This window comes from Infirmifilum tikiterense (assembly GCF_054696565.1).
Genome location: NZ_CP182482.1, coordinates 870,181 through 895,914, shown reverse-complemented (window position 1 = coordinate 895,914; position 25,734 = coordinate 870,181). Strand labels below are relative to the sequence as shown.

25 protein-coding genes are annotated in these 25,734 nt (G+C 53.5%); 13 read left to right on the top strand and 12 right to left on the bottom strand.

Features of this window, described 5'->3' with window-relative positions:
• Positions 1-39 precede the first annotated feature (39 nt).
• From ACNO7C_RS04925 to ACNO7C_RS04915, 3 genes are read left to right on the top strand one after another with little or no spacing between them, the layout of a single operon-like run.
• Positions 40-720 (top strand): endonuclease III domain-containing protein, encoded by a 681-nt coding sequence (locus ACNO7C_RS04925; RefSeq protein WP_460025837.1) that lies wholly within the window; start codon positions 40-42, stop codon positions 718-720.
• A gap of 29 nt (positions 721-749) precedes the next feature.
• Positions 750-1,268: a dCTP deaminase gene (dcd, locus tag ACNO7C_RS04920; RefSeq protein WP_442786694.1), complete on the top strand. Its 519-nt coding sequence runs from the start codon at positions 750-752 to the stop codon at positions 1,266-1,268.
• An 18-nt stretch (positions 1,269-1,286) separates the two neighbouring features.
• The gene (locus ACNO7C_RS04915; RefSeq protein ID WP_460025836.1) at positions 1,287-1,859 is read left to right on the top strand and encodes a DUF429 domain-containing protein; all 573 of its coding nucleotides are present in this window, start codon (positions 1,287-1,289) and stop codon (positions 1,857-1,859) included.
• Here ACNO7C_RS04915 and ACNO7C_RS04910 read toward each other — a convergent pair.
• Positions 1,816-2,979: a DUF72 domain-containing protein gene (locus tag ACNO7C_RS04910; RefSeq protein WP_460025835.1), complete on the bottom strand. Its 1,164-nt coding sequence runs from the start codon at positions 2,977-2,979 to the stop codon at positions 1,816-1,818. The two genes, ACNO7C_RS04915 and ACNO7C_RS04910, sit on opposite strands and share 44 nt — an antisense overlap.
• A 98-nt stretch (positions 2,980-3,077) precedes the next feature.
• On the opposite strand from ACNO7C_RS04910, the gene ACNO7C_RS04905 reads away from it, so the two are divergent.
• From ACNO7C_RS04905 to ACNO7C_RS04890, 4 genes are all read left to right on the top strand, one after another.
• Positions 3,078-4,643 carry a GTP-binding protein gene (locus tag ACNO7C_RS04905; protein ID WP_460025834.1) on the top strand — a complete coding sequence of 522 codons (1,566 nt, stop codon included), beginning with the start codon at positions 3,078-3,080 and terminating at the stop codon, positions 4,641-4,643.
• A 65-nt stretch (positions 4,644-4,708) separates the two neighbouring features.
• Positions 4,709-5,233, top strand: coding sequence for an inorganic diphosphatase (gene ppa / locus ACNO7C_RS04900; protein ID WP_460025833.1), 525 nt, complete (start codon positions 4,709-4,711; stop codon positions 5,231-5,233).
• 52 nt (positions 5,234-5,285) lie between these two features.
• Positions 5,286-6,836, top strand: coding sequence for an alpha-amylase (locus ACNO7C_RS04895; RefSeq protein ID WP_460025905.1), 1,551 nt, complete (start codon positions 5,286-5,288; stop codon positions 6,834-6,836).
• Positions 6,805-7,122, top strand: coding sequence for a hypothetical protein (locus tag ACNO7C_RS04890; RefSeq protein WP_460025832.1), 318 nt, complete (start codon positions 6,805-6,807; stop codon positions 7,120-7,122). Before ACNO7C_RS04895 ends, ACNO7C_RS04890 begins: the two co-directional genes overlap by 32 nt.
• On the opposite strand, the gene ACNO7C_RS04885 is transcribed toward ACNO7C_RS04890, so the two are convergent.
• Both ACNO7C_RS04885 and ACNO7C_RS04880 read right to left on the bottom strand, forming a co-directional pair.
• Positions 7,099-8,319, bottom strand: a complete 1,221-nt coding sequence (locus ACNO7C_RS04885; RefSeq protein ID WP_460025831.1) for a cytochrome c biogenesis CcdA family protein — start codon at positions 8,317-8,319, stop codon at positions 7,099-7,101. The two genes, ACNO7C_RS04890 and ACNO7C_RS04885, sit on opposite strands and share 24 nt — an antisense overlap.
• A complete protein-coding gene (locus tag ACNO7C_RS04880; protein WP_460025830.1) occupies positions 8,320-10,056 on the bottom strand; it encodes an NEW3 domain-containing protein in 1,737 nt (578 codons plus the stop codon). It lies immediately after the preceding gene.
• Positions 10,057-10,148: 92 nt separating this feature from the next.
• Between ACNO7C_RS04880 and ACNO7C_RS04875 the strand changes: the two genes are divergently transcribed.
• Positions 10,149-10,871, top strand: coding sequence for a DUF72 domain-containing protein (locus tag ACNO7C_RS04875; RefSeq protein WP_460025829.1), 723 nt, complete (start codon positions 10,149-10,151; stop codon positions 10,869-10,871).
• On the opposite strand, the gene ACNO7C_RS04870 is transcribed toward ACNO7C_RS04875, so the two are convergent.
• Positions 10,868-11,857, bottom strand: coding sequence for an ABC transporter ATP-binding protein (locus ACNO7C_RS04870; RefSeq protein ID WP_460025828.1), 990 nt, complete (start codon positions 11,855-11,857; stop codon positions 10,868-10,870). The two genes, ACNO7C_RS04875 and ACNO7C_RS04870, sit on opposite strands and share 4 nt — an antisense overlap.
• A gap of 93 nt (positions 11,858-11,950) precedes the next feature.
• Here ACNO7C_RS04870 and ACNO7C_RS04865 point away from each other — a divergent pair, with 93 nt between their 5' ends.
• Both ACNO7C_RS04865 and ACNO7C_RS04860 read left to right on the top strand, forming a co-directional pair.
• A complete protein-coding gene (locus tag ACNO7C_RS04865; protein ID WP_460025827.1) occupies positions 11,951-12,622 on the top strand; it encodes a hypothetical protein in 672 nt (223 codons plus the stop codon).
• Positions 12,623-12,747: 125 nt separating this feature from the next.
• A complete protein-coding gene (locus ACNO7C_RS04860; protein ID WP_460025826.1) occupies positions 12,748-13,371 on the top strand; it encodes a hypothetical protein in 624 nt (207 codons plus the stop codon).
• Here ACNO7C_RS04860 and ACNO7C_RS04855 read toward each other — a convergent pair.
• The 7 genes from ACNO7C_RS04855 to ACNO7C_RS04825 all read right to left on the bottom strand — a co-directional run bounded on the left by ACNO7C_RS04855 (position 13,359) and on the right by ACNO7C_RS04825 (position 20,642).
• A complete protein-coding gene (locus ACNO7C_RS04855; protein WP_460025825.1) occupies positions 13,359-14,318 on the bottom strand; it encodes an ABC transporter ATP-binding protein in 960 nt (319 codons plus the stop codon). The two genes, ACNO7C_RS04860 and ACNO7C_RS04855, sit on opposite strands and share 13 nt — an antisense overlap.
• Positions 14,318-15,307: an ABC transporter ATP-binding protein gene (locus ACNO7C_RS04850; protein ID WP_460025904.1), complete on the bottom strand. Its 990-nt coding sequence runs from the start codon at positions 15,305-15,307 to the stop codon at positions 14,318-14,320. Before ACNO7C_RS04850 ends, ACNO7C_RS04855 begins: the two co-directional genes overlap by 1 nt.
• Before the next feature lie 19 nt (positions 15,308-15,326).
• On the bottom strand, positions 15,327-16,421 hold the full coding sequence (locus tag ACNO7C_RS04845) for an ABC transporter permease (RefSeq protein WP_460025824.1): 1,095 nt from the start codon (positions 16,419-16,421) through the stop codon (positions 15,327-15,329).
• A gap of 12 nt (positions 16,422-16,433) precedes the next feature.
• Positions 16,434-17,492, bottom strand: a complete 1,059-nt coding sequence (locus ACNO7C_RS04840) for an ABC transporter permease (protein ID WP_460025823.1) — start codon at positions 17,490-17,492, stop codon at positions 16,434-16,436.
• A gap of 49 nt (positions 17,493-17,541) precedes the next feature.
• Entirely contained in the window at positions 17,542-19,731 is a 2,190-nt protein-coding gene (locus ACNO7C_RS04835) for an ABC transporter substrate-binding protein (RefSeq protein WP_460025822.1), read from the bottom strand.
• A 234-nt stretch (positions 19,732-19,965) separates the two neighbouring features.
• Positions 19,966-20,427, bottom strand: a complete 462-nt coding sequence (locus ACNO7C_RS04830; RefSeq protein ID WP_460025821.1) for a methylated-DNA--[protein]-cysteine S-methyltransferase — start codon at positions 20,425-20,427, stop codon at positions 19,966-19,968.
• Entirely contained in the window at positions 20,424-20,642 is a 219-nt protein-coding gene (locus ACNO7C_RS04825; protein ID WP_460025820.1) for a hypothetical protein, read from the bottom strand. The genes ACNO7C_RS04830 and ACNO7C_RS04825 overlap by 4 nt, the downstream gene beginning before the upstream one ends.
• A 50-nt stretch (positions 20,643-20,692) precedes the next feature.
• Here ACNO7C_RS04825 and ACNO7C_RS04820 point away from each other — a divergent pair, with 50 nt between their 5' ends.
• From ACNO7C_RS04820 to ACNO7C_RS04810, 3 genes are all read left to right on the top strand, one after another.
• Positions 20,693-21,838, top strand: a complete 1,146-nt coding sequence (locus tag ACNO7C_RS04820) for a glycosyltransferase family 2 protein (protein ID WP_460025819.1) — start codon at positions 20,693-20,695, stop codon at positions 21,836-21,838.
• Positions 21,839-21,927: 89 nt separating this feature from the next.
• Positions 21,928-22,494, top strand: coding sequence for a hypothetical protein (locus ACNO7C_RS04815; RefSeq protein ID WP_460025818.1), 567 nt, complete (start codon positions 21,928-21,930; stop codon positions 22,492-22,494).
• A gap of 19 nt (positions 22,495-22,513) precedes the next feature.
• Positions 22,514-24,061, top strand: coding sequence for an acyl-CoA carboxylase subunit beta (locus ACNO7C_RS04810; RefSeq protein ID WP_460025817.1), 1,548 nt, complete (start codon positions 22,514-22,516; stop codon positions 24,059-24,061).
• Between the two features lie 156 nt (positions 24,062-24,217).
• On the opposite strand, the gene ACNO7C_RS04805 is transcribed toward ACNO7C_RS04810, so the two are convergent.
• Positions 24,218-25,681 carry a zinc ribbon domain-containing protein gene (locus tag ACNO7C_RS04805; protein WP_460025816.1) on the bottom strand — a complete coding sequence of 488 codons (1,464 nt, stop codon included), beginning with the start codon at positions 25,679-25,681 and terminating at the stop codon, positions 24,218-24,220.
• Positions 25,682-25,734: the final 53 nt, after the last annotated feature.

Below are 25,734 nucleotides of genomic sequence, written 5' to 3'. Positions count from 1 at the left end.
AACAACGCACTTTTAACGCTTTCACCTTAACCTAGCAACGTGCATGAAAGCTACGAGTTAGGTGACCTTATACTCCACAGGCTCGGCAGAGAACTTAGAATAAGCAGTGATGAGTTTGCCGCACTCAAAGCCGCTCAAGAGAAGAACACCTTCAAGGTGCTCATAGCTACGATACTATCCCAGAACACCACGGAGAAGAACACCTTCAGGGCTCTTCAAAGACTCGAAGAAGAGGTTGGGGTCAGCCCTCTTACACTCTCAAAGGTTGACGTCGAGGAACTCGCCCGAGTGATATCCCCTGCGGGCCTCCAACGACAGAAAGCTGAGGCGATCGTCTCGCTCTCAAAGCTCTTGGTCGAAAACTACGGAGGGAGTCTCGAGCGCCTGCTGGAGAAGGGTGAGAAGGAGGTGAGGGAAGAGCTAAGCAAGATAAAGGGCATCGGAGATAAAACCATAGATGTTCTTCTGGCTAATACTAGCTTCCCAGTAGTCCCTGTCGACACACACGTTAAGAGGGTAGCGCGGAGGCTGGGGCTTACGCGGTCAAACGCGTACTCTCGAATAAAGATAGACCTACACAAGGTCTTTAGGCCTGAAAGGAGGCTGGAGGCGCACCTGCTTTTAATCAAGTTGGGGCGAGAGATCTGCAAAGCTAGAAACCCCAGGTGCGAGGTGTGCCCTCTCAGAGATATTTGCGAGTACGCTAAAGCTAAACGATAGGGAAAAAAAGGCCGCTTGGGGTTTTTATGATCATGCTCTCGGGAGCCGAGATCAGGCGTCTGATAAAAGAGGGTAAGCTTGTCATCGAGCCTTTTTCAGAAGAGATCGTGCGGGAGAACGGCGTCGACCTTAGGATAGGTGAGGAGGTTGCAGTCCTGCTGAATAATCCAGAGCCTCTCGACCCTGACAGGCTTAAAGAGGTCAATATCTCGGACTACTACAAGGTCTTTAAGGCTGACACATTCGTTTTACAGCCCTACATGAAAGTCCTCGTCACAACACTCGAGTACGTTAAAATGCCTGAAGATGTGGCTGGGCTTATCGGGGTTCGCAGCACGTTCGCGAGACTGGGCGTCTCAATACCCCCGACGCTTATAGACGCCGGCTTTGAGGGAGAACTCACAATAGAGATCCACGGCGGGGCGTTCCCCATAGTCCTCAAGAAGGGAATGAGGTTCGCGCACGTTGCCTTTTACAGGATAGAGGGGCCTCCCGTGGTTTACAAGGGTAAGTACCAGGGACAGCGCGGAGTAACGCTTCCTAAGTAGATTATGTGGTTCGCAGGCGTGGACCTCTCCTCTTCGGAGAAGAAGCCCACCTATGTGGCTTTACTCGACGAGAACCTTACAGCCAGAGTTTTTGGGCTGTCAACAGACGAGGAGATACATGAAGCTCTTTCTAGCGTGAGGCCGATGTATACGGGCATCGACGCACCACTAAGCCTGCCATCCAAGAGCAGGATCCGTGGATGCGAGAAAGTACTAATCTCCCTCGGCATCAGGTTCTTCCCTCCAACAATGCCTTCCATGCTGAGCCTGACACTCCGAGGGATGAGGCTTCGCTCGCTACTGGAGGAAGCTGGCCTCAGCATTCTTGAGGTTTATCCAGGTGGAAGCCAGGATGTCCTTTGCCTCCCTAGAAGCAAGAGGTCTCTAGCCGGGCTAGAGCACGGTCTAAGAGCACTTGGGGTAAAGCTCCCCACTGGAAGGTTAACCGGTGATGCACTCGACGCTGTTACAGCCGCCTACACGGCCTTCCTGTACTGGAGCGGGGACTACCTGAGGCTAGCTTCCGAGGACTGCTCGCTTATTCTCCCTATTCCGAGGTGCCTGCCGCGAATTCCCACTCGTCGGCATTAGAGACTATGTCCACTAGAAGCTTTACCGCTACTTCTCGCGGCATTTTCAGGAAGAACTTCACCATGTGCTTGCAAAACCTCTTGCTTTCCACCTGCTTCTTCCAGTCTTCGCAGTCATGGTAGATCCGCTTGTCCTTGACGTCGATGTCTATGACGTAGTTTTTCACCCTGCCCTTCACGCTGTCACCGAGCACCTCAAGCGAGACCTCGCGGTCGTCGATTTCAAGGCCTCTGGCAAATCTCTTCTCGCCGGCTAACACCTTGAGGATTGTCTCTAGGTCTCCTGAAGCAACAGCCCTCTGAGCCCTCTCAAGTTCATTTCTAGGCGCCGAGGAGAAGTACTTATCCATGCGTTCGAGCATCTCTCTCCTCTCCCTATCCAGCATGCCGAGCAGGGCCAGCATCTGGAGGGCGTTGTGGGGCGCGAATCCCCTGAAGTGATTATTAAAGTAACCGAGCAGCAACCTAGTGTTTTCGGTAAGTTTCTGAAGCCTGGGCACCCACTCCCTCAGCTCCTCAATCGTGTAGTGGTAGTAGTACCATGGTCTTTCACCTCGGCCGTGCCACCTCACGTAGGAGAAGTCCGACGTTACCACGATTTCTGGAGGTAACAGCGGTTCATCTACTGTAGTGTAAGCGATGCTCAAGTCCGATAGAGTCCTGTAAGTCTCCTTCGTAAGCCAGCTGGTGTCCCGGAACTCGACAGCGTAGCGGTAGCCTTTGGGCAACGCTTCTAGGAAGTCGCGGAACCAGGGGATCTCTTTCACCCCTCTTGGGGGGAGCTGTATCAGGATCGCTCCTAGCTTCCCCGTGGTTCGAACAGGCTCTAGGGACTTGAAGAAGAGCTCCAGCTCCTGCTCGGCAAGCTTGGGGTTGAGGAGCTTTTTATGCGTGATCCCCCTGTACATCTTCAGTGAAAAAACGAAGTTCCTTGGAGCCGCCTGAAAGAGACTTTCCAGGAACCTGCGCGTTGGGAGCGCGTAAAAAGTAGAGTTAACTTCAGCGGTGTTAAAGACCCTAGCGTACTGGCTGAAGAGCCCTGTCTCACGGCTGTAGAAGGGACCTATCCAATCCTCGTAGTCCCAACCTGAAGTTCCAATGTACACTCTCGCAAACAGCATACTACTTTTTGATAAGCTAGCGATGGGCGCTAAAAAGCTTTTACTCTTCGAGGTTACAAATAATAGGGCGTCCCCGTTAATCATCATGACGATAAGGCGTGGCGTACCCTGAGGAGGACGAGAGCGGTCCAGTTGAGTACAAGTCGGTGCTGACCAAAGTAGATGACGAGAGGCTGGAGAGGCTCGCATCGCAGATGAAGTACCGGCTCTTCGAGGGGGGTGGTGAGGCGATCTACGTTCTGGGGCTAAACGACGACGGCACGGTTCGAGGCCTATCAGAGGAGGAGGAAAAAGAAACGATAAAGAACCTCGCTGACGCCGCTAGCCGGATAGGCGCTAGCATAAGGATACTTGACAGAAGAACAATATCCGGTAGGTCGCTAATCAGAGTGCTGGTGAGGCTCTCGCGCGAGGAGAACCCTCCAGCACAGGTGAATATAGTCGTCTTGGGGAACGTTGACGCTGGTAAGAGTACGACCGTGGGCACTCTCTGTACGGGTGTTCTCGACGACGGCAGGGGGAGCAACATGCGCCGGGTTGCAAGGTTTTCACACGAGATTATCACTGGGAGGACCTCCTCCGTCGCCGTCAGGATACTGGGATTCGACATGCACGGGAGGCCTGTCAACTGGAACCTCCCTAATCCGCTCGACGAGGCCCAAATCTATCTCTCGGCGAAAAAAGTCGTATCGCTGGTCGACGTGGGGGGCCATGAAAGGTACTTGAGGACGGCCCTGCGAGGCGTGATGTCTAAGTACCCTGACTACGCTATGCTCGTTGTCGCTAGTAACACTGGCCTACAGGTGATGGGCCGTGAGCACTTGGGAATCTGCGCAGCTCTCCACATACCGGTTTTCGTGGTGTTTACCAAAGTAGACATTGTCAGCCCTGAGGTGGAGGGACAGTACCTGGAGGAAACCTGTGAGATTCTGAGGAGACTTGACAAGAAGCCAGTTATCGTTAAGAGCTTGAAGGAAGCTTATGACATCGCCCCCCTGATGCCCTCAGGCCGCGTTGTCCCCATCTTCAGGCTCTCTAACACCACAGGCGCCGGCTTAGAGCTCCTCACAGAGTTCATCAACATCCTGCCACCCAGGAAGAGGTGGGTAGAGTTGGAGAGAAAGCCCCTCCTCGCCTACGTCACCGACATCTACAACGTGAGAGGCGTCGGAACCGTAATAGCCGTTGCCATTGAAAGGGGCATAGTCCGCGAGAACTCCTTCTACTACCTTGGACCGACGCGCGACGGTAAGTGGAGGAGGACCAGGGTTAAGTCTATCCACGTAAACCGCGTACCCTCATCGACGGCCAGGGCTGGCGAGGAGGCAACGCTAGCCATAACGGACTTCACAGTCGAGGAAGTCGAGAAGGGCCTCGCCCTCTCGGAGACCCCTCTCCACGCGTCGAGAGCGATCGTTGCCGATGTGCTCATACTTAAGCACCCGACCACGATCAAGGTAGGGTACCAAACCGTTCTGCACATCCACTCTATTAGAACACCTGTCGAATTCACGTGGATGGAGGTTGAACCCATGCGGACTGGAGACTCTGGGCTGGTGAAACTAAGGTTCATGACAAAGACGTGGTACGTCGAGGAGGGTGAGAGGTTCATACTCAGAGACTCGAGGACTAGGGCGATAGGCACGGTGCTTAAAGCTGAGTGAAGCCTCCCATTGGGTCTAAGCATAGAGTAGCAGATATATACTCCGACGCTCAGTTCGTAAGATGTATGAAGACGCTACCTCCCGGTAAAAACCCTCCTGAAGACATCTACGTGGTGATTGAGATTCCGATGCACAGCAATGTCAAGTACGAGGTCGACAAGGAGACTGGAGCCGTTTTCGTGGACAGGGTTCTATTCACGTCAATGGTGTTCCCGTTTAACTACGGGTTCATACCTTCCACGCTTGAGGAAGACGGGGATCCTGTGGACGTCGTGCTCTTAAGCTTCGATGCATTCGTGCCGGGAAGCGTTGTCCGAGCCAGGCCTGTTGCTTTGCTCGAAATGGAGGATGAGGCCGGGCCAGACAGCAAGGTTGTGGCGGTGCCGCACGAGAAGATAGATAACAGGTTCAGCAAGATAAGGGACGTTGACGACATAGACGAGGGGGTCAAGAGCAGGATTAAGCACTTCTTCGAGCATTACAAGGAGTTGGAGCCCGGGAAGTGGGTAAAAGTCAAAGCTTGGCATGGGCGGGAAAAAGCACTCCAGGCTATAAGTAAGGCCGTTGAACGCTACCGGAGTAGAGGGTGAATCAAAATAAGTATTTATGCTCCTTACATAGTTCTTATCACGGTGTTCGAGGATAAAGCACATAGTATTCGTTTTTGAGGTTCATCAACCTTACCGCGTTGCACGTAACATCCCGTGGAAGCTCAATGAGGCCACAGTAGCCGGCGGGAGGCTCGACCTGAATGAGCTTGAGGGCATATACTTCGACCAAGGACTCAACCGGGAGGTTTTAGAGAGAGTTGCGAAGAGGTGCTACCTTCCAGCAAACTCTGTGATTCTTCAGCATATAGACCACTTCAAGGACCACGGAAAGAAGTTCAAGGTTGCGTACAGTATCTCGGGGGTTCTCCTAGAGCAGGCCGAGAGGTGGTTCCCCGACTTGCTTGACAGCTTCAAGCAGCTAGCTGACACGGGTCTAGTCGAGTTCTTAGACCAGACGTACTTCCACAGCCTGAGCTTCCTCGTCTCCGAAGAGGAGTTCATAGACCAGATGAAGATGCACAGCGAGAAGATTCGAACCTACTTCGGCGTGACTCCAACCTCTGTTGAAAACACGGAGTTCATTTACAATAACTACATCGGAAGGGTTTTCGATAGGCTTGGCTACAAGGCTGTTTTAACGGAGGGCGTTGAGCGGGTACTAATGTGGAGAAGCCCGAACTACGTCTACAAGGCAAAGGGAGCAGGCATTCGCGTTCTCATGAGGAACTACAGGCTCTCAGACGACATAGGCTTCAGGTTCGCTAGCAGGTGGTGGAGCGAGTACCCGCTCACAGCCGAGAAGTACTCAGCGTGGCTTGCCGCCACACCCGGCGACGTGATCGTTATCGCGATAGACTATGAGACCTTCGGGGAACACTTCCCGGCAGAGACAGGAATCTTCGAGTTTCTCCGCTGGCTGCCCGGCGAAGTCTTGAAGTGGGACCACCTCCAGTTTTCCACGCCCTCTGAGGTCGCTGAAAAGGTACCACCGCGCGACGAGATAGATGTCCCAGAGGGGCAGACTATATCCTGGGCTGATCTTGAAAGAGACCTTAGCGCGTGGCTAGGCAACTTCATGCAGGACTACGCCTTTGAGAGGCACTCAAACCTCTGGTTGCAGATCAAGGCGCTGAGAGACGAGCGGTTGCTGAGGCTCTGGAGGCTCCTCTCCACAAGCGACCACTTCTACTACATGTCCACGAAGGGAGGGGGACCCGGGGACGTGCACTCGTACTTTAGCCCCTTCGAGACACCTTTCCATGCATACATGTGCTACTCCGACGCTATATCGGACTTGGAGGCGCGGGTTCGCTTCAGCCTCCAGGAGAACAGCGAGGCGAGGCTCAGGTACGTCTGGATGAGGCGAGTTAAAACGGGTTGTGAGTTCATCTTCCACCTCGCAGAGGGTAAGCCCACGGGCCACGTCGCGTGGAACGTTTTTTCACTCATTGAAGCTCTCGAGAAAGCACCTGAGGATAGCGCTCGCTTCCACATTCGAAGAGGCGATTTTTCAAGGTGGCTCGAAGTGTGTGTGGGTGAGCGGGACCTCGCCGCGAGGTTAACCGGCATCGATGATCGGGATGCAAAAAGGTCTATCCTGGAGGTCTTGTATGCGCGCAGAAAGGAGCTCTTCGGCTTTTGAGGAGGTCGAAGAGGAATTAGCCTCGTTAGTCCCGAGGAGGTCGCAGGGATACCTCAGGGTTTTCATGTTCTTCGTTAGAAAATACCTGGAGGATCCGTCACAGTCATTCAACGCCTACGCGGTTGAGAAAGAAGTTGTGAACATCTCGAGAGCGCGACCTATCCTTGAATGGCTCTCCCAGAAAGGCTTCCTAAAGGTTGTGGACTCAAGCCCCGTTCCTTACTACAAGCTTAACCCGGAGAAAAAGCTGGTCAAGCTGCTCCTAAACCTCCTCAAGCAGGCGTAACCCGGTTAACACGCGCGAGAGCTTCATAGCTGGAACAAGTAAGCTTAGGTAGGAAAACGGCTGCAGCAAGAGTATGGCTACCGGCGGGAGCTCCACAGCCACCGGCACAGCATCCATAATCAGGTGAATCATGAGAAAGAGAGCCGCAAAGAGGTGATCCCTGTCGCGGCGCCCAGGTCCAGCAATCCAGGAGAGCAACATCAAAGAATCCAGCACGAGAGTGGTGCTCGTGAGGGGCACTAGGGGGAGAACTGATAGGAGGACGGGTTTGGCTAGCATTAAACCGCCTGCCGCGATAAGAACCCGGGAGGCGAGAGACAGAACCGCCCCCGCAGTCTCAACATGCGGTATAAACCAGAACAGGGGCGCTGTGTCTGAAATGCCCAAGAGCAGTATACCAGTGCCGAGAAGCATTGGAGGCAGAGAGTTGATCTTCGCACCAAGTCGCAGTGCGGCTCTCGCATAGAAGATGCCAGACAGAAGCGAAAGAAGCGCTAAATAGGGAGCCAGAGCCTGGGCTACGTACTGCGAGTAGAGGTCGTAATTCTCCACGCTGACGACTGTCAGCGCTCCAAGCAAGATCATGATGAAGCCGGATATTGTTTCGTTGTGCCTCACCGCGGGACTTCGCGTAAGCTTCTCGCTCGCTTTCCCTGTGAGGAGCCCTAGAAGCAGAAACGGCGTATTAACGCCTCCCGCGTAAACCAGTGCCGTCAGGATGGCCTCACTTTGGCTGTTCATAGATCCGAGCCAGACGAGCGAGAAAGCTGCCACTAGGAATGTCGCCGCGCACGGGGCAGCCACCAGCGTGAAAGTAAAACCCAGCACGAGCGCGTTAAGCATGGAGATCTTTCTGAAGCGTGGTTGGACAGAGGGTAGCATCGATAAGATTCTCCGCTCAGGGGTAAGTAAAACGACTCCCAAGCTTATGAGGAGCAGACCCACGCCGACTGTGAGTGGCGCTAAGCCCGCTTGTAGGAAGGGTCTCACAAAGCTACTCCCGTAAGCGGCCAGCAAGCTGTAGAGCATGAGGCTTGCAGTCGAACCCGTAACGAAGAGCACGCTTGTCAGTAAGGCTCGCTCTCTCCCGAAGCCGGCGACGAAGTTTATGAAAACAGGCAGGACTGGGAGAAAACACGGCGTGAATGCTGTTTCGACGCCCAGCAAGTAGATCAGAGCAAGATTCGCCACGTCCATTTACGCTCCCTGCGCGAATTTCCTCCTGCCGTAGAAGACTAGGAGAAAGCTCACGAAGACCATTGAGCCCATAAGAACTATGAAGCTTAAGCCGGTTTCGTATCGAACCCAGAGCAAGAGGATACGGGTGGTGGAGACGCCGTCGGCCTCGACTGTGAACTGGAGGTTGTAGACGCCTTCACTGGCGTCGCTGGGTACAAAGACTTGGATCTCGAAGTAGCCGGTCTCCCCTGGGAGGAGCGTCAGCTTGTCGGGCTGAATAAATACTTTGAAGTTGTGAGGCGCGTCGTCTACCCTTAGAGTTACAGAGTTTAGCTGGTAAGTGCCCGTGTTGTTGATGTATATCCTGTAAAGGGCTGCTGAGCCGGGTGTGGCTACCACCAGGAAGTTGGAGTTCACGACCTCCACGCGTCTAACCCCAGTTACCTCAACGAGGAGTACCTTCTCCGCTGAGCTCGTGGTGCCGTTCGCGTAGACCCTCACCTCGTACGTTCCCGGTGTAATGTACTGTAAGGCATCAATCAGCAGGTTCACCTGCCTGGTCTCGCCTGGCAACAGGTAGAAGGAGCCTCCAGGCTGCCCCGAGACCGAGAAGGTGAGACGTAGCTCGGGTGTGCTAGTTACGGCCTTAAGCAGAACCACTGTTGGCATGTTTCCGTCATTCCTCACGATCACCGGGACAGAGCTAGATGTGCCTCCCGTCAAGTTGAGCCTTGTTGAGGCCAAAGTTAAGTTAAGAAGGTCGAACCGACTCTCGACGGAGACCTCGAGCTGGGCTATGTAGCGACTACCAGCGGAGTCGGCGTAAACATACACAGGGTACTTGCCCACCGTTGCCCCGGGAGGCACGTAAAGAATAAGGAAAAGCTGCTTTGATGCACGCGGCGGCAAAGCCAGAGCTGAGACACTTAGGCTGTTCGCGTCGATTATCGTTGCCACCCACCCTTGGGGGACGGAGGCTGATAGCAGGAAATCCATGTCCACCGAAAACGGGTTAGTGACCTGCATAGGGATCCTCAGCTGGGCTCCAGGGTAGGCGCCTATACTTACTGCGGGGAACTCAACGATATTCCACTTCTTTGGCTGAACCGTGAAAACGAACGGCAACACACTCGAGAGGTTACTCCAGCTCGCCTCAAGGCTGACTCTGACCACGCCGCTGGCGTTCAGGGGGACTCTCAGGTTGAGGAAAACTGCCCGCTCAGCCCCCGCGTCGACGACAATGTTGTCCACGCGGAGCCCCCCGCTGAGAGCGATGTACCCGACCCATGATTCAGGCTTCTCGAGCTTGAAGTAGACGGTCAGCGGGTCTAACCCCTTATTCGAAACCCGGATCGTAAAGTTTAGGAAGTCTCCCTGGTAAACCGTTAGTTGCGTGGTTTCGGCGTAAATCGAGATCGCTGGTTCGAGCACTATCGTGCCTAAGCTTCCAGCCTTCTCCTGTGTGGCCACGAGGAGTATCTGCCGCGGGGCGTAGCCCTTGAGGTATACTCTTAGGACGTACGTGCCTGCGGGAATCCTCAGGTTAAAGTTGCCGTCTTTGTCCGTAGTGACCGACGTCACTAGGAGGTTGTTGCTGAATACAGCTACCTCCGCTCCCTTTACGGGGTTCAGCTGAGTGTCGGTCACTCTGCCGAAGAAGAGCAGGCTTTGGCCATAGCCAAGCTTGGCGAAAAATACAGTTGCCAGTACCAGGGAGACTAGGATTAAGGACGATAGTTTCCCTGAAACACACATACAGTTCATGACTTTCAAACACGTTAAGCATAATTAACTGTTACGAGGCCTTTCAGAGAACGTTGAAATACCCGAGCAAAGATTGTCTATTGATGGGCCTAAAACTCTACGTGGGGACGTCGGGGTGGGTTTACGATTGGAACCCTGACGGCCTCGCATGGTACGCGCAAAAATCGGGTTTTAACGCGATCGAGCTCAACATGAGCTTTTACAGCTTTCCGAAGCGAAGCATGGTGGCGAAGTGGCTGGAGGAGTCGGGAAAACTGCGCTGGGCCGTGAAGGTCCACAGGAGTATAACGCACATAAGGAGACTGAACGAGAAGGCGGTACCTCTGTGGGAGAAGTTCCGCGAGGCGTTCGTACCGCTCGAGGAGAGGATAGACTTCTACTTGTTCCAGCTCCCACCTAGCGCCGCGTTCACCGGAGAGATGAAGGAGAGACTGAGGTGCTTCTCTGGGCTGTGCGATAAGATTGCTGTCGAGCCCAGACACCTCTCATGGTTCAGCGAGCAGGCTGTTTCCTTCTTCCAAGAGAACTGCATTTACTTTGTGACACCCGACTCGCCTCTCTTCGAGGGGTTGCCGGAGATCGGGGTAGTGAATATCTGTGGAACTGTGTACGTCAGGATGCACGGTCGGCTGACCTGGTACAACTACGGGTACCTGGACGAGGAGCTGCTTGAGGTCGCGGGAAAAATCGTGGAGTCAAAGCCCGAGAGAGCCTACATATTTTTCAACAATGACCACGACATGCTGGGGGATGGGAGGAGGATAATTGAGATTTTCGAGGAGAAGTACGGAGTCAAAATAAGCTAGGAGGTACCGGCGTAAAGCCAGCACTTAACGAAGTGCCCTGGCTCAGCCTCGAACTCGGGCGGCTCCTCACGCCTACACTTCTCCGTCGCGAAGGGGCGCCTGGGAGCAAACCTGCAACCCGGGGGCGGGTTTATGAGGCTTGGCGGCTCGCCGGCAGGCACCTCTCGGAAGCGCTTCCTGTTCTCCGGGTCGGGGTCCGGGATAGCGGCCAAAAGCGCGCGCGTGTACGGGTGCAGGGGGTTTCGGAGAAGCGTCTTCGTTGGCCCGCGCTCGATGAGGTGGCCAGCGTACATTATGAAGATCTGCTCGCTGAAGTACCTCGTTGTTGAGAGGTCGTGGGTGATGTAGATGAAGCTGATGTTCCTCTTCTCCTGCAGCTCCCTCATGAGCGTGAGGATCTCCACTCTCACCGATGCATCGAGCATCGAGACAGGCTCGTCTGCTATAACCAAGCTGGGCTTGAGGATAAGCGCTCTCGCAATGGCAACTCTCTGTAACTGCCCCCCGCTAAGCATGTGTGGGTACTTGAAGGCAAAGTCCTCGACTGGTGTGAGTCTAACCTCCTCCAGAGCCTTGAATACCATTTCCCTTCTTTCCTCCTTGCTACCTATTTTGTGTACTATGAGGGGCTCCTCGAGGATCCTGAAGATCGTCATGAAGGACGGCATCGCCCCGTACGGGTCCTGCTGCACGAGGCCGGTCTCCCTCTTGTACCACATCAGCTCCTTCTCGTCGAGGCTGGTGATGTCGCGACCCTTGAAGACGAGTTTCCCTCCAGTTGGCTTGTAAAGGCGCAGGATGGTTTTTCCAAGCGTTGTTTTTCCACTCCCAGACTCGCCGACAACAGACACCGCCTCGCCGACGCCAAGGTCAAAGGTTACACCGTCAACGGCTTTCAGGGGAACTGGTTCCGCGAACAGACCTCTACGTATCTCGAACCACATTCTCAGATCCTGAGCCCTCAGCAACACCCTGTCTTCACCCACTTCCCTCACCTCTTACCCTCATGGTACAACCAGCATTTAACATAAGAGGAGCTACCGAGAGCGTAGGGTGTTGCGCAGGGTTTCGCTGCGCGTTTGTCGAGGGTCGGAGGACTGCTGTGGCTTAGAGGCTACAGGACACTGGGGGATACTTTCCTGAAGCGAGCCTGGCTGGACCCGACCACCGGGAGGGTTTACGTTGTAGGCGCGGGGGTTTTCGACGAAGAGCAGGGGAGGGAGCCTTTCGTTTTGGTTTTAGACGAAGTGTGGGGTTGGAGCTTCAACGAGAGCGGTTTAATAATCGTTAGAGCAGAGCCTTCCCAAAGCCTTTCGGGCGTCATAAGCGAGGGCAGAGTGATCCTTCACCGGAGCGGGGGCCTCACCGTGCTGAGCCTCAGCGGCTTAGCTTTCGACTACGCGGTGAGCCCGCCCACGCTGAACGGGACTTATATCCTCGACGATAGCGGTGAGCTACCCTACTACGCAAGGAGCTTTTATGGGTGGAGAGTCCTGAGGGGAGTCGTTTCGGAGAGAGCCTGTCCTAATCTCGCTGTAGAAGAGGTGAATGCCTCTGCCTCGAGCTTGAGCATTTATATGCAGGAGATACGGGCCTCTAGAAAACTGTTCGAGAGGAGGTTCGACTTGGGGCTGGCTGTCCGCAGGTTTGTTGAAAGGAACGTGCCTATCTTCCTGCTGATGCCTGTGGCTATAGCTCTCTTAGCTATCCTGTTCTTCGCTCTGAAAGCCAAGTTACTTTCCACTTTATAGGTTCTTGAACATAATTTTATTTCTCGAATAAAGTTAACAACGAATTGTGGTTACCTTTTATTTTGTTTTGCGAGAAAAAGCGAAAGTAAAGTATAACTATTGTATCGTCAAACCTTAAGGGGGGAGTGAAAATAGAGACGGTTTTTGTAGAAGCTGACGCTAGGGCTTTGAGGCGAGCTTTGAAGCTAGTCTGGTATCCGTTCGCTAGACTGGAGCCCCTCGAAGAAGAAGGCTGGTGTGTTGGGGTTGACTGCTTTGTTGCCTCTTTAATGGGCTCTGCGTATACTCGGCTCTTGCTCTCAAGAAAAGTGGAAACATCAATGCTGAGGAAACAGCCTACGATTGAGGCACCTATTCTTGAGCCAGTTAAATGCGGACCTGAAGTACTCGATGAGCTCCGTTCAATAGGTAAGGAGCGTGGAAAAAGTGAGACTTCATCATTCTCGTCATTTGAGCCTGTTGACTACTATGCTACCAGGATGCTGGGATCTAGAATGGCTCTCAAGAGATTGGAGATGTTCTTCAGAAGCTTTACTGACGCTTCTGCACATGTGCATGCACTAGTTAATGAATTGAAGCCAGAGCGGTTAACGTATAAAGGCATTCTTTACATCCTACTGTACTTCGATGTGCAGGAGCGGGTTTTCCTGCTCATTGATAGAAGTAGTCTGCGCTCTACTCTTCACGAAAAATTCTTGAGAAGAGAGCATCTGAGAGAAAGGGGCTCTAGCTATTTTTACTTGGAGTAGAGCCAGCATGCGACGCGGTGGTTGGGCTCGATTTCGAAGAAAGGTGGCTCCTCCCTCCTGCATATATCCATTGCGTAGGGGCATCGCGGGTGAAACCTGCAACCAGGCGGTACGTTGATAGGTGATGGCGGTTCACCCTGTAGCATTTCCCTTTTCCTGTTCCTAAGCTTCGGATCTGGTATTGGAACAGCGTTTAAGAGAAACTTCGTATAGGGGTGAGCCGGACTTTCGAGAACAGCCTCCACTTTTCCCTCCTCGACGATCTTTCCAAGGTACATGACGGCAATTCTGTCGCTCATGTAGTTGACCACTGCGATGTCGTGTGAGATAAAAAGGTATGAGATCTTATGCTCAGCTTGAAGATCTTTTAACATATTAAGGATCTGCGCTTGGACGGAGACGTCTAGGGATGACGTCGGCTCGTCTAAAACAATCAGCGATGGATTGAGTAGGAGGGCCCTAAGTATCGCAATGCGTTGCTTCTGGCCTCCGCTTAACTCGTGTGGATAGCGGAATAAGTGCTCCTTGCCTAGGCCCACTGAGTTGAGCTGTTCGACTAAAAAGCTTTCAGGATCACTTGGCACCATGCCATACTCGTAAAGAGGCTCCATTAAGATTTCGTAAACAGTCATTCTTGGATTAAGAGAGGTGTTTGGATCTTGGAATACTATCTGTGCTCTTCTCCTGAACTCTTTAAGCTTTCGGTTGCTGAGCCTTGTTATATCCACCCCTTCGTATATGATGCGACCTGCGGTAGGCTCTAGTAACCGGATAGCAACTCTACCTAATGTTGACTTCCCGCAACCGCTTTCCCCTACCAATCCTAACGTTTCGCTGCTACCGATCTCCAAGGACACTCCATCGACTGCTTTAAGAGACTTGAACAATGAGCCTCTAACACGGAAGTACTTTTTAATATTCTCCAGCCTAAGCAACGCCATACCCATCACTTCTTTGAGTGAAGCCAGCAGTGAACCGTATGATTGTCACCCAGCATAACGGAAGCTGGGAACTCTTTTTTACAGATATCCATTGCGTAAGGGCAACGAGGGGCAAATGGACAGCCAGGTCCCATATCAATAAGTGTTGGGACAGTACCGGGTATTGACTCAAGTCTCTTCACTTTCCTGGTAGGATCAGGCAGTGCACGCAACAACATTTTGGTGTATGGATGTGCTGGATTTTCAAAAAGCGTGAAGACGTCCGCTGTCTCCATGATTCTCCCCCCGTACATGACATATGCTCTGTCAGCTACTTCGGCTACAACTCCTAGGTTATGAGTAATTAGTATAATGCTCATCCCATACTTAGCCTTCAGGCTCGCAAGCAAGTCGAGTATCTGAGCCTGAACGGTAACATCCAAGCTAGTTGTCGGTTCATCCGCTATGAGGAGACGGGGCCTGTTCGCGATTGCCGTTGCAATAACAACCCTCTGCCTCATACCTCCGCTCAGCTCATGTGGGTAGTTTTTCACACGTATTTCCGGGGTAGGAATAAGGACGTCCTTCAGGAGCATGACCGCCTCTTGTAGCGCTTCTCGCCGTGAAGCCTTCCGATGCTCCAGAATAGTTTCAACGATATGATGACCAGCTGTATATAGGGGATCAAGAGCACTACTAGGGTCTTGAAACACATAAGAGATCTCATCACCTCTGATTTTTCTGAGCTCTTCGCTGCTAAGTTTAAATAAGTCTACGACTGTACCGTCTCTCCTCCTGAATAGAACACTCCCGGATTCAATTCTACCAGGTGGCTCTATTAAACCTGTGAGGCTTCTAGTGAAGACACTTTTACCGCTACCGGTTTCACCAACTATGGCAACAGTCTCACCTTGAAAAACATCAAGGTATGCATCTGTTACCGCGTGCACTACACCAGCATAGGTGTAGAAACGCACCGTAACTCCGCGGGCCTTCAGCACCTGCCCGTCACTCATCTCAGCCATATACTATCACCTACAGCTTCGCTTTCAGCTCTATTGACCTCCTGGTCCTTGGATCAAACACGTCGCGCAGTGCGTCCCCCAGCATGTTCCAACCTAGAGAGATGAGTAGCAAGGCCGTACCCGCCTCAATAACTATCCACCAGCTTCTCTCAGGAAAATATTGACCAGCCATCGAGACGAGCAATCCGAGGTCGGGAACAGGGGGCTGTGCCCCTAGACCGAGGAAAGAGAGAGCGGCTGAAGAGAGAGCAGCTGTAGCTATGTCAAACGTGAGCATGACAAGTAGAGGTGAGAGGATGTTTGGCAAGATGTGTTTCCGCAGGATCCTCCAGGTGGAAAGGCCTAGGGCTTTTGCGGCTTCAACAAACCCCTGCTCCTTTATTGTCAGTACGGAGCCTCTAACAACCCTAGCATAGGGAGGCCACCAAACCAAAATCATGGCGAGGAAAAGAGAGAGGAGGTTTGCAATGTTCGGTGCATCTCCCGGGTTTAGGGCGAAAATCGCAGCGAAGAAAGAGGTAAGCGCAGGGTTTTCCGCCAACACGTTCCTCACTGATATCCTCAACGTGAGACTAAATGCGATCGCCAATACAAGGCCTGGGAAAGCGAACATCATATCAGTAAACCTCATTATCACCTCATCCACTAAACCGCCGAAGTAGCCCGCAATTAGACCGAGAATCACCCCTATTGTAGCTCCCACAAGAACTATGATGAAGCTCATGACAAGGGCTATCCTGAAGCCCCTAACTACTAACGAGAGAACATCCCGTCCATAGTTGTCGGTTCCCCATAACGGTAACCCTGAACAGGTACCGAAACATGGGGGGTAGGGCAACATTCCAGCTAAGCTCGGGTTTTGTAATAGCGGGTAAGTGTCGTAGGGCTCCCACGCTATAAAGGGACCGAATATTGCGAGGAAAGTTGTGATAAATACGAGTAGTAACCCTGCGGCTCCGGTTTTTGAAGTTGCTAAAGCATAAAGCGTGAGTTTAGTCTCCTGCAATTTAGACCTATTCTTGTCTAGCCAGCCCGGGCTTAGCCTTTCCCTTAGTGCAACGTACCCGTTCAAGATTTTTGAGAAGAGAGTGTATAGTAAATTCATGGTTTCGACACCTCAGTACCTTACCCTAGGATCTAACACCGCGTATAGTATGTCTACAATTAGGTTCATGATAATATACACCAGGGAGAATAGGAAAGTGCCGGCGATGATTATAGGAAAGTTCAAGCGCGTGATCCCTTGGTAAATGTACCTTCCTAAGCCTGGGATGTTAAAGATAGTCTCCGCGATAATAGCGCCTGTCAGCAATCCAGCAAAATCTAGGCCAAGAATAGTGATAATTGGCGCAAAGCCATTTTTAAGCGCATGCTTCCAAATTGTCCAGCTGGATAGCCCTCGGGCTTTTCCAAAAAGAATTGACTCAGAACTCAATGCATCGAGGAGACTGTTCCTCACTATCCTAGCGATGAAACCTGCCGAAAGCACACCGAGCGCGAAACCAGGCAACCACATTCTTGTAAACGTATCGGAAACTACCTGAAACTCGCCGCACATAAGCGCACCGAACATAGGAACCTGGCCAACAGCCCACGCTATCCAACCAAATACTGGGACGCCATCCTTTAGCCCAGCTAGTTGCATCGCGCAGGCATTGGAGAATGCGGGAACACCTGCCAGAAGCGTGGTCTTCACATGCACGTAGAAAACGAGTATGAGAAGATAGTACAGCACAAACGATGGCATAGAGCTACCGAAGAGCGCGAAAACTCGCACGAAGAGATCTAGAGCGCTATCCCGCTTCGCCGCAGCTGCAATTCCTAATGGAATTCCTATAACAACGGTAAAGAAGAATGCAAAGATTGCTAGCTCTACAGTCACCGGGAAACGCTGGGCTACCTGCTCGACAACTAAGTCACCTCTTGTTGGATCTCTGAGCTGCCCTGTCAGTAGCTGGGTTACGAGGAAAGCAAATTGCTCGTACCAGGGAGCATCAAATTTATACTTTCTTCTCAAGTCCTCCAGAGTCTGCGGGTTAAGTAACTTTTCGCCAACCCATGCCCTAACGGGGTCTGTCGGAATCACATAGGCGATCACGTACGTAATTAGAAGGGCACCTATAATGCTGGGAATAAACGATATCATCCGTCGCACGAGGAAGCTAGCCAACCCCATGAGCGTCACCTAACTGATCATAGTTAGAGGAAAAGAAAAAATATTAGTTTTAGGGCTTGAAGCCGTACAGTTCTTTCCACAACGTTGCGTTCCAGTAATATGGATTGTACTTCAGCAGGATGTAACTGTCCTCTTTGTAGTCGGCCACGTAGTAGGGTCCGGTTGATACAGGCTTCTTTGCTAGCAACTGGTGTATTGGATCATCCTCGCCTGGTTGCACAAACTTAGCCCATGCTGCAGGATCCTTGCCGTTTTTCGACGCTGCAATTGCGGCGCTGTATTGGTCGCCTAGCGCGTACTCCATTGGATAGATGGCGCCGACACCTGTTGGGAAGATTTGCAGTATTGGCACATATGGGAACTTCAACTTGAACTTGACCACGCCTGCTGTTGATCCACTATATCCGAAGAAGCTGAGCAGATCCTTTAAGCTGTGGACCTCGGCGCTCTTACCTTTAAATGCCGTCACTAATCCCTGGCTCCTAGCAATACTGTCCAATTCCTCCTCGCTTAGCACTGTTGAAGCATTCACATCGATGAACTCGTCAATCATCCACTGCGGTCCACCTGGCAAATTAGCTCTCACAGCTCTCCATATGCAGAAGAGTACGTCGGTAGCGTCAATCGGGTAAGTCTTGTTGTTCCACGGGTCGTAACCGACAACATTACCTCTTATGACAAAGTAGAGCTCTGTCATATCTTTGCTGAAGGCCCATGCTACGGCTAGGTCAGGTATAGGCTCGGTTTCTTCCTTCCAGAGAGTCACAAGCCTCCTGTATGTGTGTTCGAATATCTCCCAACCGAATGACTCGTAGGACTTTGCAGGATCGAAGGTGTCAGGCCAACCTATGTCGCCTATTACCATTGTCTCTGGGTTATTTTTGATGCCAAGAACTCCGGTGTCAACCACAGGAGCCTTGGGGTCTTCCCAGACAAGGTCGTAGCGGGTGGAAACTGCGCCTACTGGATAGTACATGCCGTAAACCCAGCTACCATAGTTTTCACCGGTAATGAGCTGACCAAGCATAATTAGCGAGCTCGCTTTGTTGAACTTGATGACAGCGGCTTGTATAACCGCTTCTCGGGCGTCTGGCTCTAATATTCTCTGAGAGGCCTTACAGAGTGCACTTAGAATTATATCTTTTAGGCCGCCTGTACCTAGTGTAACCATGTTTACCGGCTTCTCCCAGTTTGCGTTTGTAGCCTCCCAATCTACTTCGTAGGCCACAACTACTAGCGGCTTGCTTGTTGACCCAGTGTAGGTTGCACCTGAGCCTTTAGGTCCTACAACTACAATGAATTTTTCAGTCTCTATAGCTTCATCTACCTTGGCTAAGTACTTTCCTACATCGCCTGCGGCTACTTTACTTGCGTACTCTATGTTTTTGAACTCAGCACCTCCCCACACGAATGGCATTAAGAAGTTGTCTGCATCAAGATAGTCAGGTATCCAACCTAGTAACATCACGTCGTATTGGAAGTTGTCAACAAGCTCCAAGTACTTTGGCCAGGCATACGCCTCGACGGTAACCTTGAAACCAAGCTCGCTCCACGACTGCTGAAGGAGCGTAGCGATCTGCTGGCGAGCGGTGTTACCCTCGTTGTAGATTATTGTGATTGTGTACTTGCTCGGGTCAAAGCCCTTTGCTTTAAGGGACGCGATTAGCTCCTTAGCTTTAGTCATGTTGTATTCAAACTTAACGATTCCATACTCTGTGTAGCCAGGCATCCCGCGTGGAACTATTGTGTAGAGCCTAGTGTATAGTTTGTTGAACACTTGGTTGAGTATCACGTCGTAGGGTACAGCGTATGCTAATGCGTAGCGGACTTCCGTTATATTAAGAGGTGCTCTCATCGGGTTTAACCCGACATACTGTATTGTCAGCTGGGGCTTATCGGGTCTACGTACAAGGTGTAGGCTGAAACCATCAACTGGCGTGTTGTTTACGTCAGGCCAACGTGCAGGAGTAACAACGGCTATGTCGAAGACGCCCGTCTTGTACATATTGATCCTGGTTCCCTCGTCGTTAACGATAAGGTATAATATTTGTTTATGGAAAGGCTTCGTAGGCTGTGTAACTGGTTGTTGCTGAGGAGGAGCTCCTGGTTGCTGAGCTGGGGCAGTAGGTTGTTGAGGTGGTGGCTGCTGTAAGAATATGAATGCTACAATAGCCGCAACGAGTACTATAGCTATGACAGCTGTTACCAGCAACAAATTTCTCCTGCGGCTTTCAGCCATCTTATTTCTTCGCCATACCTAGTTTATAAATATTTTCCTTGAGGAGTTGAAAAGTCTTCCGCTGAAAGAACTCATCTTCTGAAAAATTTAGTATTGCATCGAAAAAGCAATCCGAAACTCTTTCCTATTCTGTTATTTTAAACTATATTCCATAAAGAATACTAGTCATTGTCATCAAACAACAATTGACATGACTACTAAGTCTTCTAAAACTTATTATATCTCCGTCTAAGATTAAAGAAGGCTTGCCTTCTCGAGGTTTAAGAGGAAGAGTTTCGCGTCAACCCCCAAGGAGTAGCCTCCTATCCACCCGGACGCTGAGATGACCCGGTGGCAAGGGACGACTATGAGTATGTTGTTCAAGCTGAGGGCTGCAGCGACGGAGCGAGGGGTTGTTGAGAGCCTTCGGGCAATCTCCTTGTAGGTCGTGGTCGCCCCGTAGGGCACTTTGAGGAGTTCTTCGAGGACACTTCGCTTGAAGCTGGATCCCGAGAGCGCGGGTTTGAAGGTGAAGCTGGTTCTTGATCCGTGGAGGTACTCCTGAAGCTCCTTCTCGAAAGCCTCTGCTTCGGCTCCGCCTCTCTGGGCCCCGGCTGGCTTGACGCGCTCCTTCGAGTGCAGGGCCAGCACCATCCTGCCCTCCACGATGAAGCAGAGCTCGCCTATAGGCGTGCTGAGGCACTTGTACTGCCTCATGGCTTCTCCCGGAAGTAAACCTTTATCACATCTCCGATGACCGCAACTTTATGCTTGGACTTCAAGCTTTCTATGGCGGCCGTCACCTCTTCGCGCGTGAAGCCTTGGGCCTCCAGCTCGGTTATGAAGACGCGTCCCACGCCGTTGTAGGCGTCGCGCTTGGCTAGAGCTAGTATGATCCCCTGAAGGTCCTCCGTTGCGTGTTCGCCGTACATCGCTTGTTTAATCGCGTAAACGATTTATTAATGGCGGCGTTCCCCTAAGCGTGTCGTCTGACGAAGTGCCTGCCGTGGTCGTTGAGAGCCGTCAGGAGCTCAAGTCGGTTAGCGTTGTGATCCCCTCGTTCCGCGGGAGCGACAGGCTTGTCAGGCTTGTGAGCGCGCTGGCCGGGAGTAAGTACCCGAGCCTCGAGATCATCGTAGTTGTGGACGAGCCGTCTGAGGAGGTTGCTTCGGCGCTCTCGCGGATCGAGGGTGTTCGGGTTGTCTTCAACGCTAGAAGAGCGGGGAAGGTTAGCGCCCTTAACACGGCCTTGAGGCTCTCGCGGGGGGAGGTTGTGGTTTTCCTCGATGACGACGTTGAGGTTCTGGACCCCCTTTTCATCGAGAAAGTCGTGGATGGGATTAAGGGGTTCGATATAGCTGATATAAAGAAGGTTGTCGTTGGCGGGGGGCTTCTTGGGAAAATGGTCTACATAGAGTACGTGGCCACGAACTTCGCGAGCAAGCTCATGGCCCGTTTTGCTGGGAGGACTGTAGCGATCAACGGAGCTGCCTTCGCCGCCACGCGGAGGGCCTTGGAGGAGGTTGGGTTCTTCAAGCCGATAATCTCGGAGGACTTCGACCTGGCGGTCAGGAGCTTCCTGAAGGGCCATAGGTTCACGTACATCGGCGCCACCGAGGTTTATAACTACGCCCCAGAGTCGTGGAGGAAGTGGTACAAACAGAGGAAAAGGTGGGCGGTTGGTTTAGCGGACTGGTTGCAGAGGTACTACAGGGTGGGGTTTAGGGCTCTCGCCAGGATGCCTCACGTGCTGCTACCGGGCCTGCTGATCTCCCTGCCGTCGCTCGTGTCGACCCTCCTGCCTTTCCTACTCTACAACCACACATTCGCGAAGACTCTCTACCTAGCACTGCTCTCTCTTTCCTCCGTGACGGCCCAGTTCATACCGCTAGCCGCGATTCTCTCCATTAACCTGCAAATCGTCTACATCATCCCCTTGCTGGCCGTGCTCCTCGCCTTCTCGTCCTGGCATTTCATAGCATCGCGGTACGTCGGCATGAAGTCGTACCTATACCTTTACCCGTTATACTTCCTAGTGTACCAGCCCTTGTGGTTTACGATCCTTCTGGCCGGCTTCATTCGAGTTCTAGTAATGAGGGATAGAAACATCGAGGACTGGGTGGTATAGTCCGGAGCTTTCGACGAGCGTCGAAGCTATTATCGGCAAGCCTTAAATACCACATGACGTGTAAGGCACCCTAAGCGGTGTATGGCTGTATGACGTTGGTAGTACGAAAGGCATACAGGGTTTTCCTTTCGCCTAACCCCCTGGGTTCGCAGGATAAGTTCGCCCACGCCGTGTCAAACCTGCTTTCACTTAACAGCCTCACAGCCCCAGCCATCGAGCTCCAGGCCGGGGAGTTTGAGGCCGTTTTGAACGGTAAAACCTTGATGGCCGTGGCAGGGGATGCGGAGGTTATTGCCGATGGGAGAAGGGTGGAGCCCTGGACCGCTTTCTTCGCCAGCGAGGGCGTGATGATCAGGTCCGGGGCAACAGCGTACCTCTCCGTCAGAGGTCTAAGCGCCGCGGCTAGCGGCAAGCTCCCAGTTAGGGAGGGCGATGCTTTCAGCGTTCAAGAGCTCAACGGCATCGCCGACAGCGACCTTCGCGCCTTGAGAGTCCCTCACACCCTGCGCGTCGCCAACGGGGACTGGCTTGAATCTGTAGCCAGGGTTCAGAGGCATATCGGCATGGTTCTCGAGGCTGTGAGAAGGGGGGCTGAGCAGGTTAGAGTGAGGCTGAACGGGGGCGAGTTCGAAGTCTGGGTACTCGAGCTCTCCTAGGCGCGAGGGTGCCTGTTGGATGGATGACAGAAAGATTGCCGAGCTGATTGAGCGGAGAAGAGCGACCGACAGCCTGAGCGAGGAGCTCGTGAGAAAGCTCCACGAGCAGGGGAGGCTCACAGTGCATGAAAGGCTTAGCCTCCTGCTTGACCCAGACTCCTTCATCCCTATCGGGCGGTACGTCCAGCACAGAGCCACGGGCTTCGGCATGGAGTCGAAGAAAGCTTACGGCGACGGCGTTGTCGCAGGCCTCGGGACCGTCGACGGGAGACGCGTAGCAGTCTACGCTCAGGACTTCACTTTCATGGGCGGGAGCGTCGGGGAAATGCACGCGGCTAAGATCGCCAGGACGATCGAGCTGGCCTTAAAGCTGGGTGTTCCTGTCATAGGGCTTAACGACAGCGGGGGTGCGAGGATCCAGGAGGGCGTCGACTCACTCAAGGGTTACGGGGAGATATTCTACAGGAACGTCATGGCGAGCGGCGTGGTACCGCAGATCGTAGCCATAATGGGTCCCTGCGCTGGCGGAGCTGTTTACAGCCCTGCCTTGGCCGACTTCATTGTGATGACTAGGAAAAGCTACATGTTCATAACAGGCCCTAAGGTCGTGAAGGCATCCATAGGAGAGGATGTGACGTTCGAGGAGCTTGGGGGCGCGGAGATCCACGCGTCTAGAAGCGGCGTCGCGCACTTCATAGCGGAGGACGACCGAGAGGCGATTGCCCTCGTTAGGAGGTTGCTGAGCTACCTGCCGAGCAACAACACCGAGGATCCTCCTTTCGTCGAGACGGGCGACGACCCGCTCCGCGAGGACAGCTCGCTGGAGAGCGTAGTGCCGGACGACCCAGTGAAGCCCTACGATGTCAGAGAAGTGATCTACCGGGTGTTCGACGCAGGAAGCTTCCTCGAAGTCCACCAGCACTTCGCTCAAAGCGCGGTGGTTGGCTTCGCCAGGCTTGGCGGGCACGCGGTCTGCGTTGTGGCGAACCAGCCCGCCGTGATGGCCGGGAGCCTCGACATAGATTCTTCAGACAAGATAAGCAGGTTCGTGCAGTTTTGCGACGCGTTCAACTTCCCCATCGTAACGTTCGTCGACGTCCCGGGATTCCTGCCGGGCACCTACCAGGAGCACCACGGAGTGATCAGGCACGGCGCAAAGATAATCTACGCCTACGCTGACGCCACAGTACCGAAGATCACCGTCGTACTGAGGAAGGCATACGGCGGGGCGTACATCGCGATGGGGAGCAAGCACCTGGGAGCGGACTTCGTACTAGCTTGGCCGACAGCTGAAATAGCGGTCATGGGACCCGAGGGGGCTATTGAGATAATATACAAGAGGGAGCTCGAGAAGGCCGAGAACCCTGAGGAGCTCGCTAAGGTCTTCGCCGAGAAGTACAGGAGCGAGATAGCGAACCCTTACGTGCCAGCAGCCAGGGGGTACGTTGACGACGTGATACTCCCCAGGGAGACGAGGCCCTACCTCTACAAGTTGCTCCAGTTCCTCATGGACAAGCGTGAGAGGCAACCCAGACCACCTCGCAAGCACGGAGTCCCACCGGTGTGAGGCCGCGCCTGGCTCATCTACCCCTTCACTGATCCGGGGCCCCTCTTCGGGCTCATGGGCTCCGCGCCTTCGGCCTGCCCCGCCAGCTTGCTTGGGCTGTGCGGCGGGGTGTTGCCTCGGCGCCTCTTCGCCTCTTCGCGCCGCGCGCGGCACCCGCTAGTCCCCCGGGGGTGGGGGAGCTGCGGGAACTGGGGCCGGGGCCTGAGCCTCTTGGGTCTTCGGTCGTGGCATGTAGTACCTTTTCGCCAGCGCCCTGGGGTGCTGGCTGAGCCACCTGCTCAGCACCTCTAGCTGCCTCTCGGCTTTGCAGGCCTTCAGGAAGAGCTTCGCAGTGTTGAAGGCCGCGGCCCAATCCCTCCCATAGATCAGGCCGCAGCGCGTGCACTTGTAGTACCTTCTCTGGATCTCCACCCCCTCTCGCCCGCAGAGGGGGCACTGCTTCCCGCTGACGTTGTTCTCCGGCTGGAACCACTTGGCGCCCTCGTACCAGGCCATGTTCTCAAGCCTCTCCGCCACTCTTAGCAGCGTTCTCTGTAGCTTCGTTCCCCTTAGGGACTCGGCTTGGGGGATGTCAGCGACGATGACGACGAGGTAGCCCTGGTCCCGTAGCTTTCTCGCCAGCTCTCTCATCTCCCTGAGCACGCCTCTGACCCAGTCTTCGTTCACCTTCTTCACCTTCCTCAATGCCTGCCCCGCTACTCTCTCGGTGCGCTCCGGCGTCACGTTTAGCCTCGCTCTCAGCTTCCCTGCAAGCCTCAGCGCCTCCTCCACAACGAAGCCTCTCCCCTCTCTCTGCAGCCTCCTGACGCTCCTCCTCTCCCTGAACCTCTTTACGGCGAGCTCACAGCTCTTAACTTCGGAGTAGCTATGCAAAATGGTGGCTAGTAGCCTCAGCATGGTGGTGTTCGGAGGCTTAAACACGCGCTGTGCCACCAGCCTCACCTCACTGTCGAACGCGAAGGCAAGGAGGTAGAGGCCGTAAGAGCTGTTCACATCCACAGCCATTACTGCCAGCTTGCGGTCACCGCCCCACCACGCCTGCTTGACCTTGCGGTGCGCCGCTAGGCGAGGCCTACCCCTTGCGGTGAGCTGCAGCGTCAGCTTTACGTCCCCGAACCTCTGGACGTCCTCCAGCACAGCCCTGACAAGCGAGGGCCTCAGCCTCACCGCGACACCTGCGCTGGGAACGCGAAGCTCGCCCCTCGAGGCGTCGAGGACTGCGGTAGCATTGGCGTTGCCGTAAAGCCTATCGCTATTGCTGACCACCTTAATGAGTAGCGGTACCGGTGGCGAAGTGAACCTGCCGCGAAGCTTCGACTTCCCCCTGGCCTCCGCAATCATGTTCCACCACTCCACGGCGTACCAGAACAGCCCCTTCGGTAGCCCAGCCAGCTTCGAGGCCTCCTCGATCAACTCCTCGCTGAACCTCTCCGGCTCCCTCCTGAACGCGTCGCCGTATTTCCTCTCGAGCTCCTCGCTGGCCCGCTCAACCGCGGAGGCAAGGCTGAAGTAGAGGCTCCGAAGCCTCAGCCCCTGCTCCCTGTTCGTCTTCACTCGCCAAACCCTGTAGGCGTCGACGAGCCCCTTGCCGTTTTTATTACTCTTACTTTCCCCGCTCATGCTATCATCCCCCTTTCCTCTTTGGGGACCGGGCTTTCAGCGCGCGAGGGGGT

What these genes read in the sequence shown, in the direction of transcription:
- ACNO7C_RS04805 (WP_460025816.1), bottom strand. Translation starts at nt 25,681, where the DNA reads ATGAGCGGGGAAAGTAAGAGTAATAAAAACGGCAAGGGGCTCGTCGAC.
- ACNO7C_RS04910 (WP_460025835.1), bottom strand. Translation starts at nt 2,979, where the DNA reads ATGCTGTTTGCGAGAGTGTACATTGGAACTTCAGGTTGGGACTACGAG.
- ACNO7C_RS04890 (WP_460025832.1), top strand. Translation starts at nt 6,805, where the DNA reads ATGCGCGCAGAAAGGAGCTCTTCGGCTTTTGAGGAGGTCGAAGAGGAA.
- ACNO7C_RS04835 (WP_460025822.1), bottom strand. Translation starts at nt 19,731, where the DNA reads ATGGCTGAAAGCCGCAGGAGAAATTTGTTGCTGGTAACAGCTGTCATA.
- ACNO7C_RS04845 (WP_460025824.1), bottom strand. Translation starts at nt 16,421, where the DNA reads ATGAATTTACTATACACTCTCTTCTCAAAAATCTTGAACGGGTACGTT.
- ACNO7C_RS04850 (WP_460025904.1), bottom strand. Translation starts at nt 15,307, where the DNA reads ATGAGTGACGGGCAGGTGCTGAAGGCCCGCGGAGTTACGGTGCGTTTC.
- ACNO7C_RS04825 (WP_460025820.1), bottom strand. Translation starts at nt 20,642, where the DNA reads ATGTACGGCGAACACGCAACGGAGGACCTTCAGGGGATCATACTAGCT.
- ACNO7C_RS04810 (WP_460025817.1), top strand. Translation starts at nt 22,514, where the DNA reads ATGGATGACAGAAAGATTGCCGAGCTGATTGAGCGGAGAAGAGCGACC.
- ACNO7C_RS04855 (WP_460025825.1), bottom strand. Translation starts at nt 14,318, where the DNA reads ATGGGTATGGCGTTGCTTAGGCTGGAGAATATTAAAAAGTACTTCCGT.
- ACNO7C_RS04875 (WP_460025829.1), top strand. Translation starts at nt 10,149, where the DNA reads ATGGGCCTAAAACTCTACGTGGGGACGTCGGGGTGGGTTTACGATTGG.
- ACNO7C_RS04830 (WP_460025821.1), bottom strand. Translation starts at nt 20,427, where the DNA reads ATGAGGCAGTACAAGTGCCTCAGCACGCCTATAGGCGAGCTCTGCTTC.
- ACNO7C_RS04880 (WP_460025830.1), bottom strand. Translation starts at nt 10,056, where the DNA reads ATGTGTGTTTCAGGGAAACTATCGTCCTTAATCCTAGTCTCCCTGGTA.
- ACNO7C_RS04815 (WP_460025818.1), top strand. Translation starts at nt 21,928, where the DNA reads ATGACGTTGGTAGTACGAAAGGCATACAGGGTTTTCCTTTCGCCTAAC.
- ACNO7C_RS04885 (WP_460025831.1), bottom strand. Translation starts at nt 8,319, where the DNA reads ATGGACGTGGCGAATCTTGCTCTGATCTACTTGCTGGGCGTCGAAACA.
- ppa (WP_460025833.1), top strand. Translation starts at nt 4,709, where the DNA reads ATGAAGACGCTACCTCCCGGTAAAAACCCTCCTGAAGACATCTACGTG.
- ACNO7C_RS04840 (WP_460025823.1), bottom strand. Translation starts at nt 17,492, where the DNA reads ATGGGGTTGGCTAGCTTCCTCGTGCGACGGATGATATCGTTTATTCCC.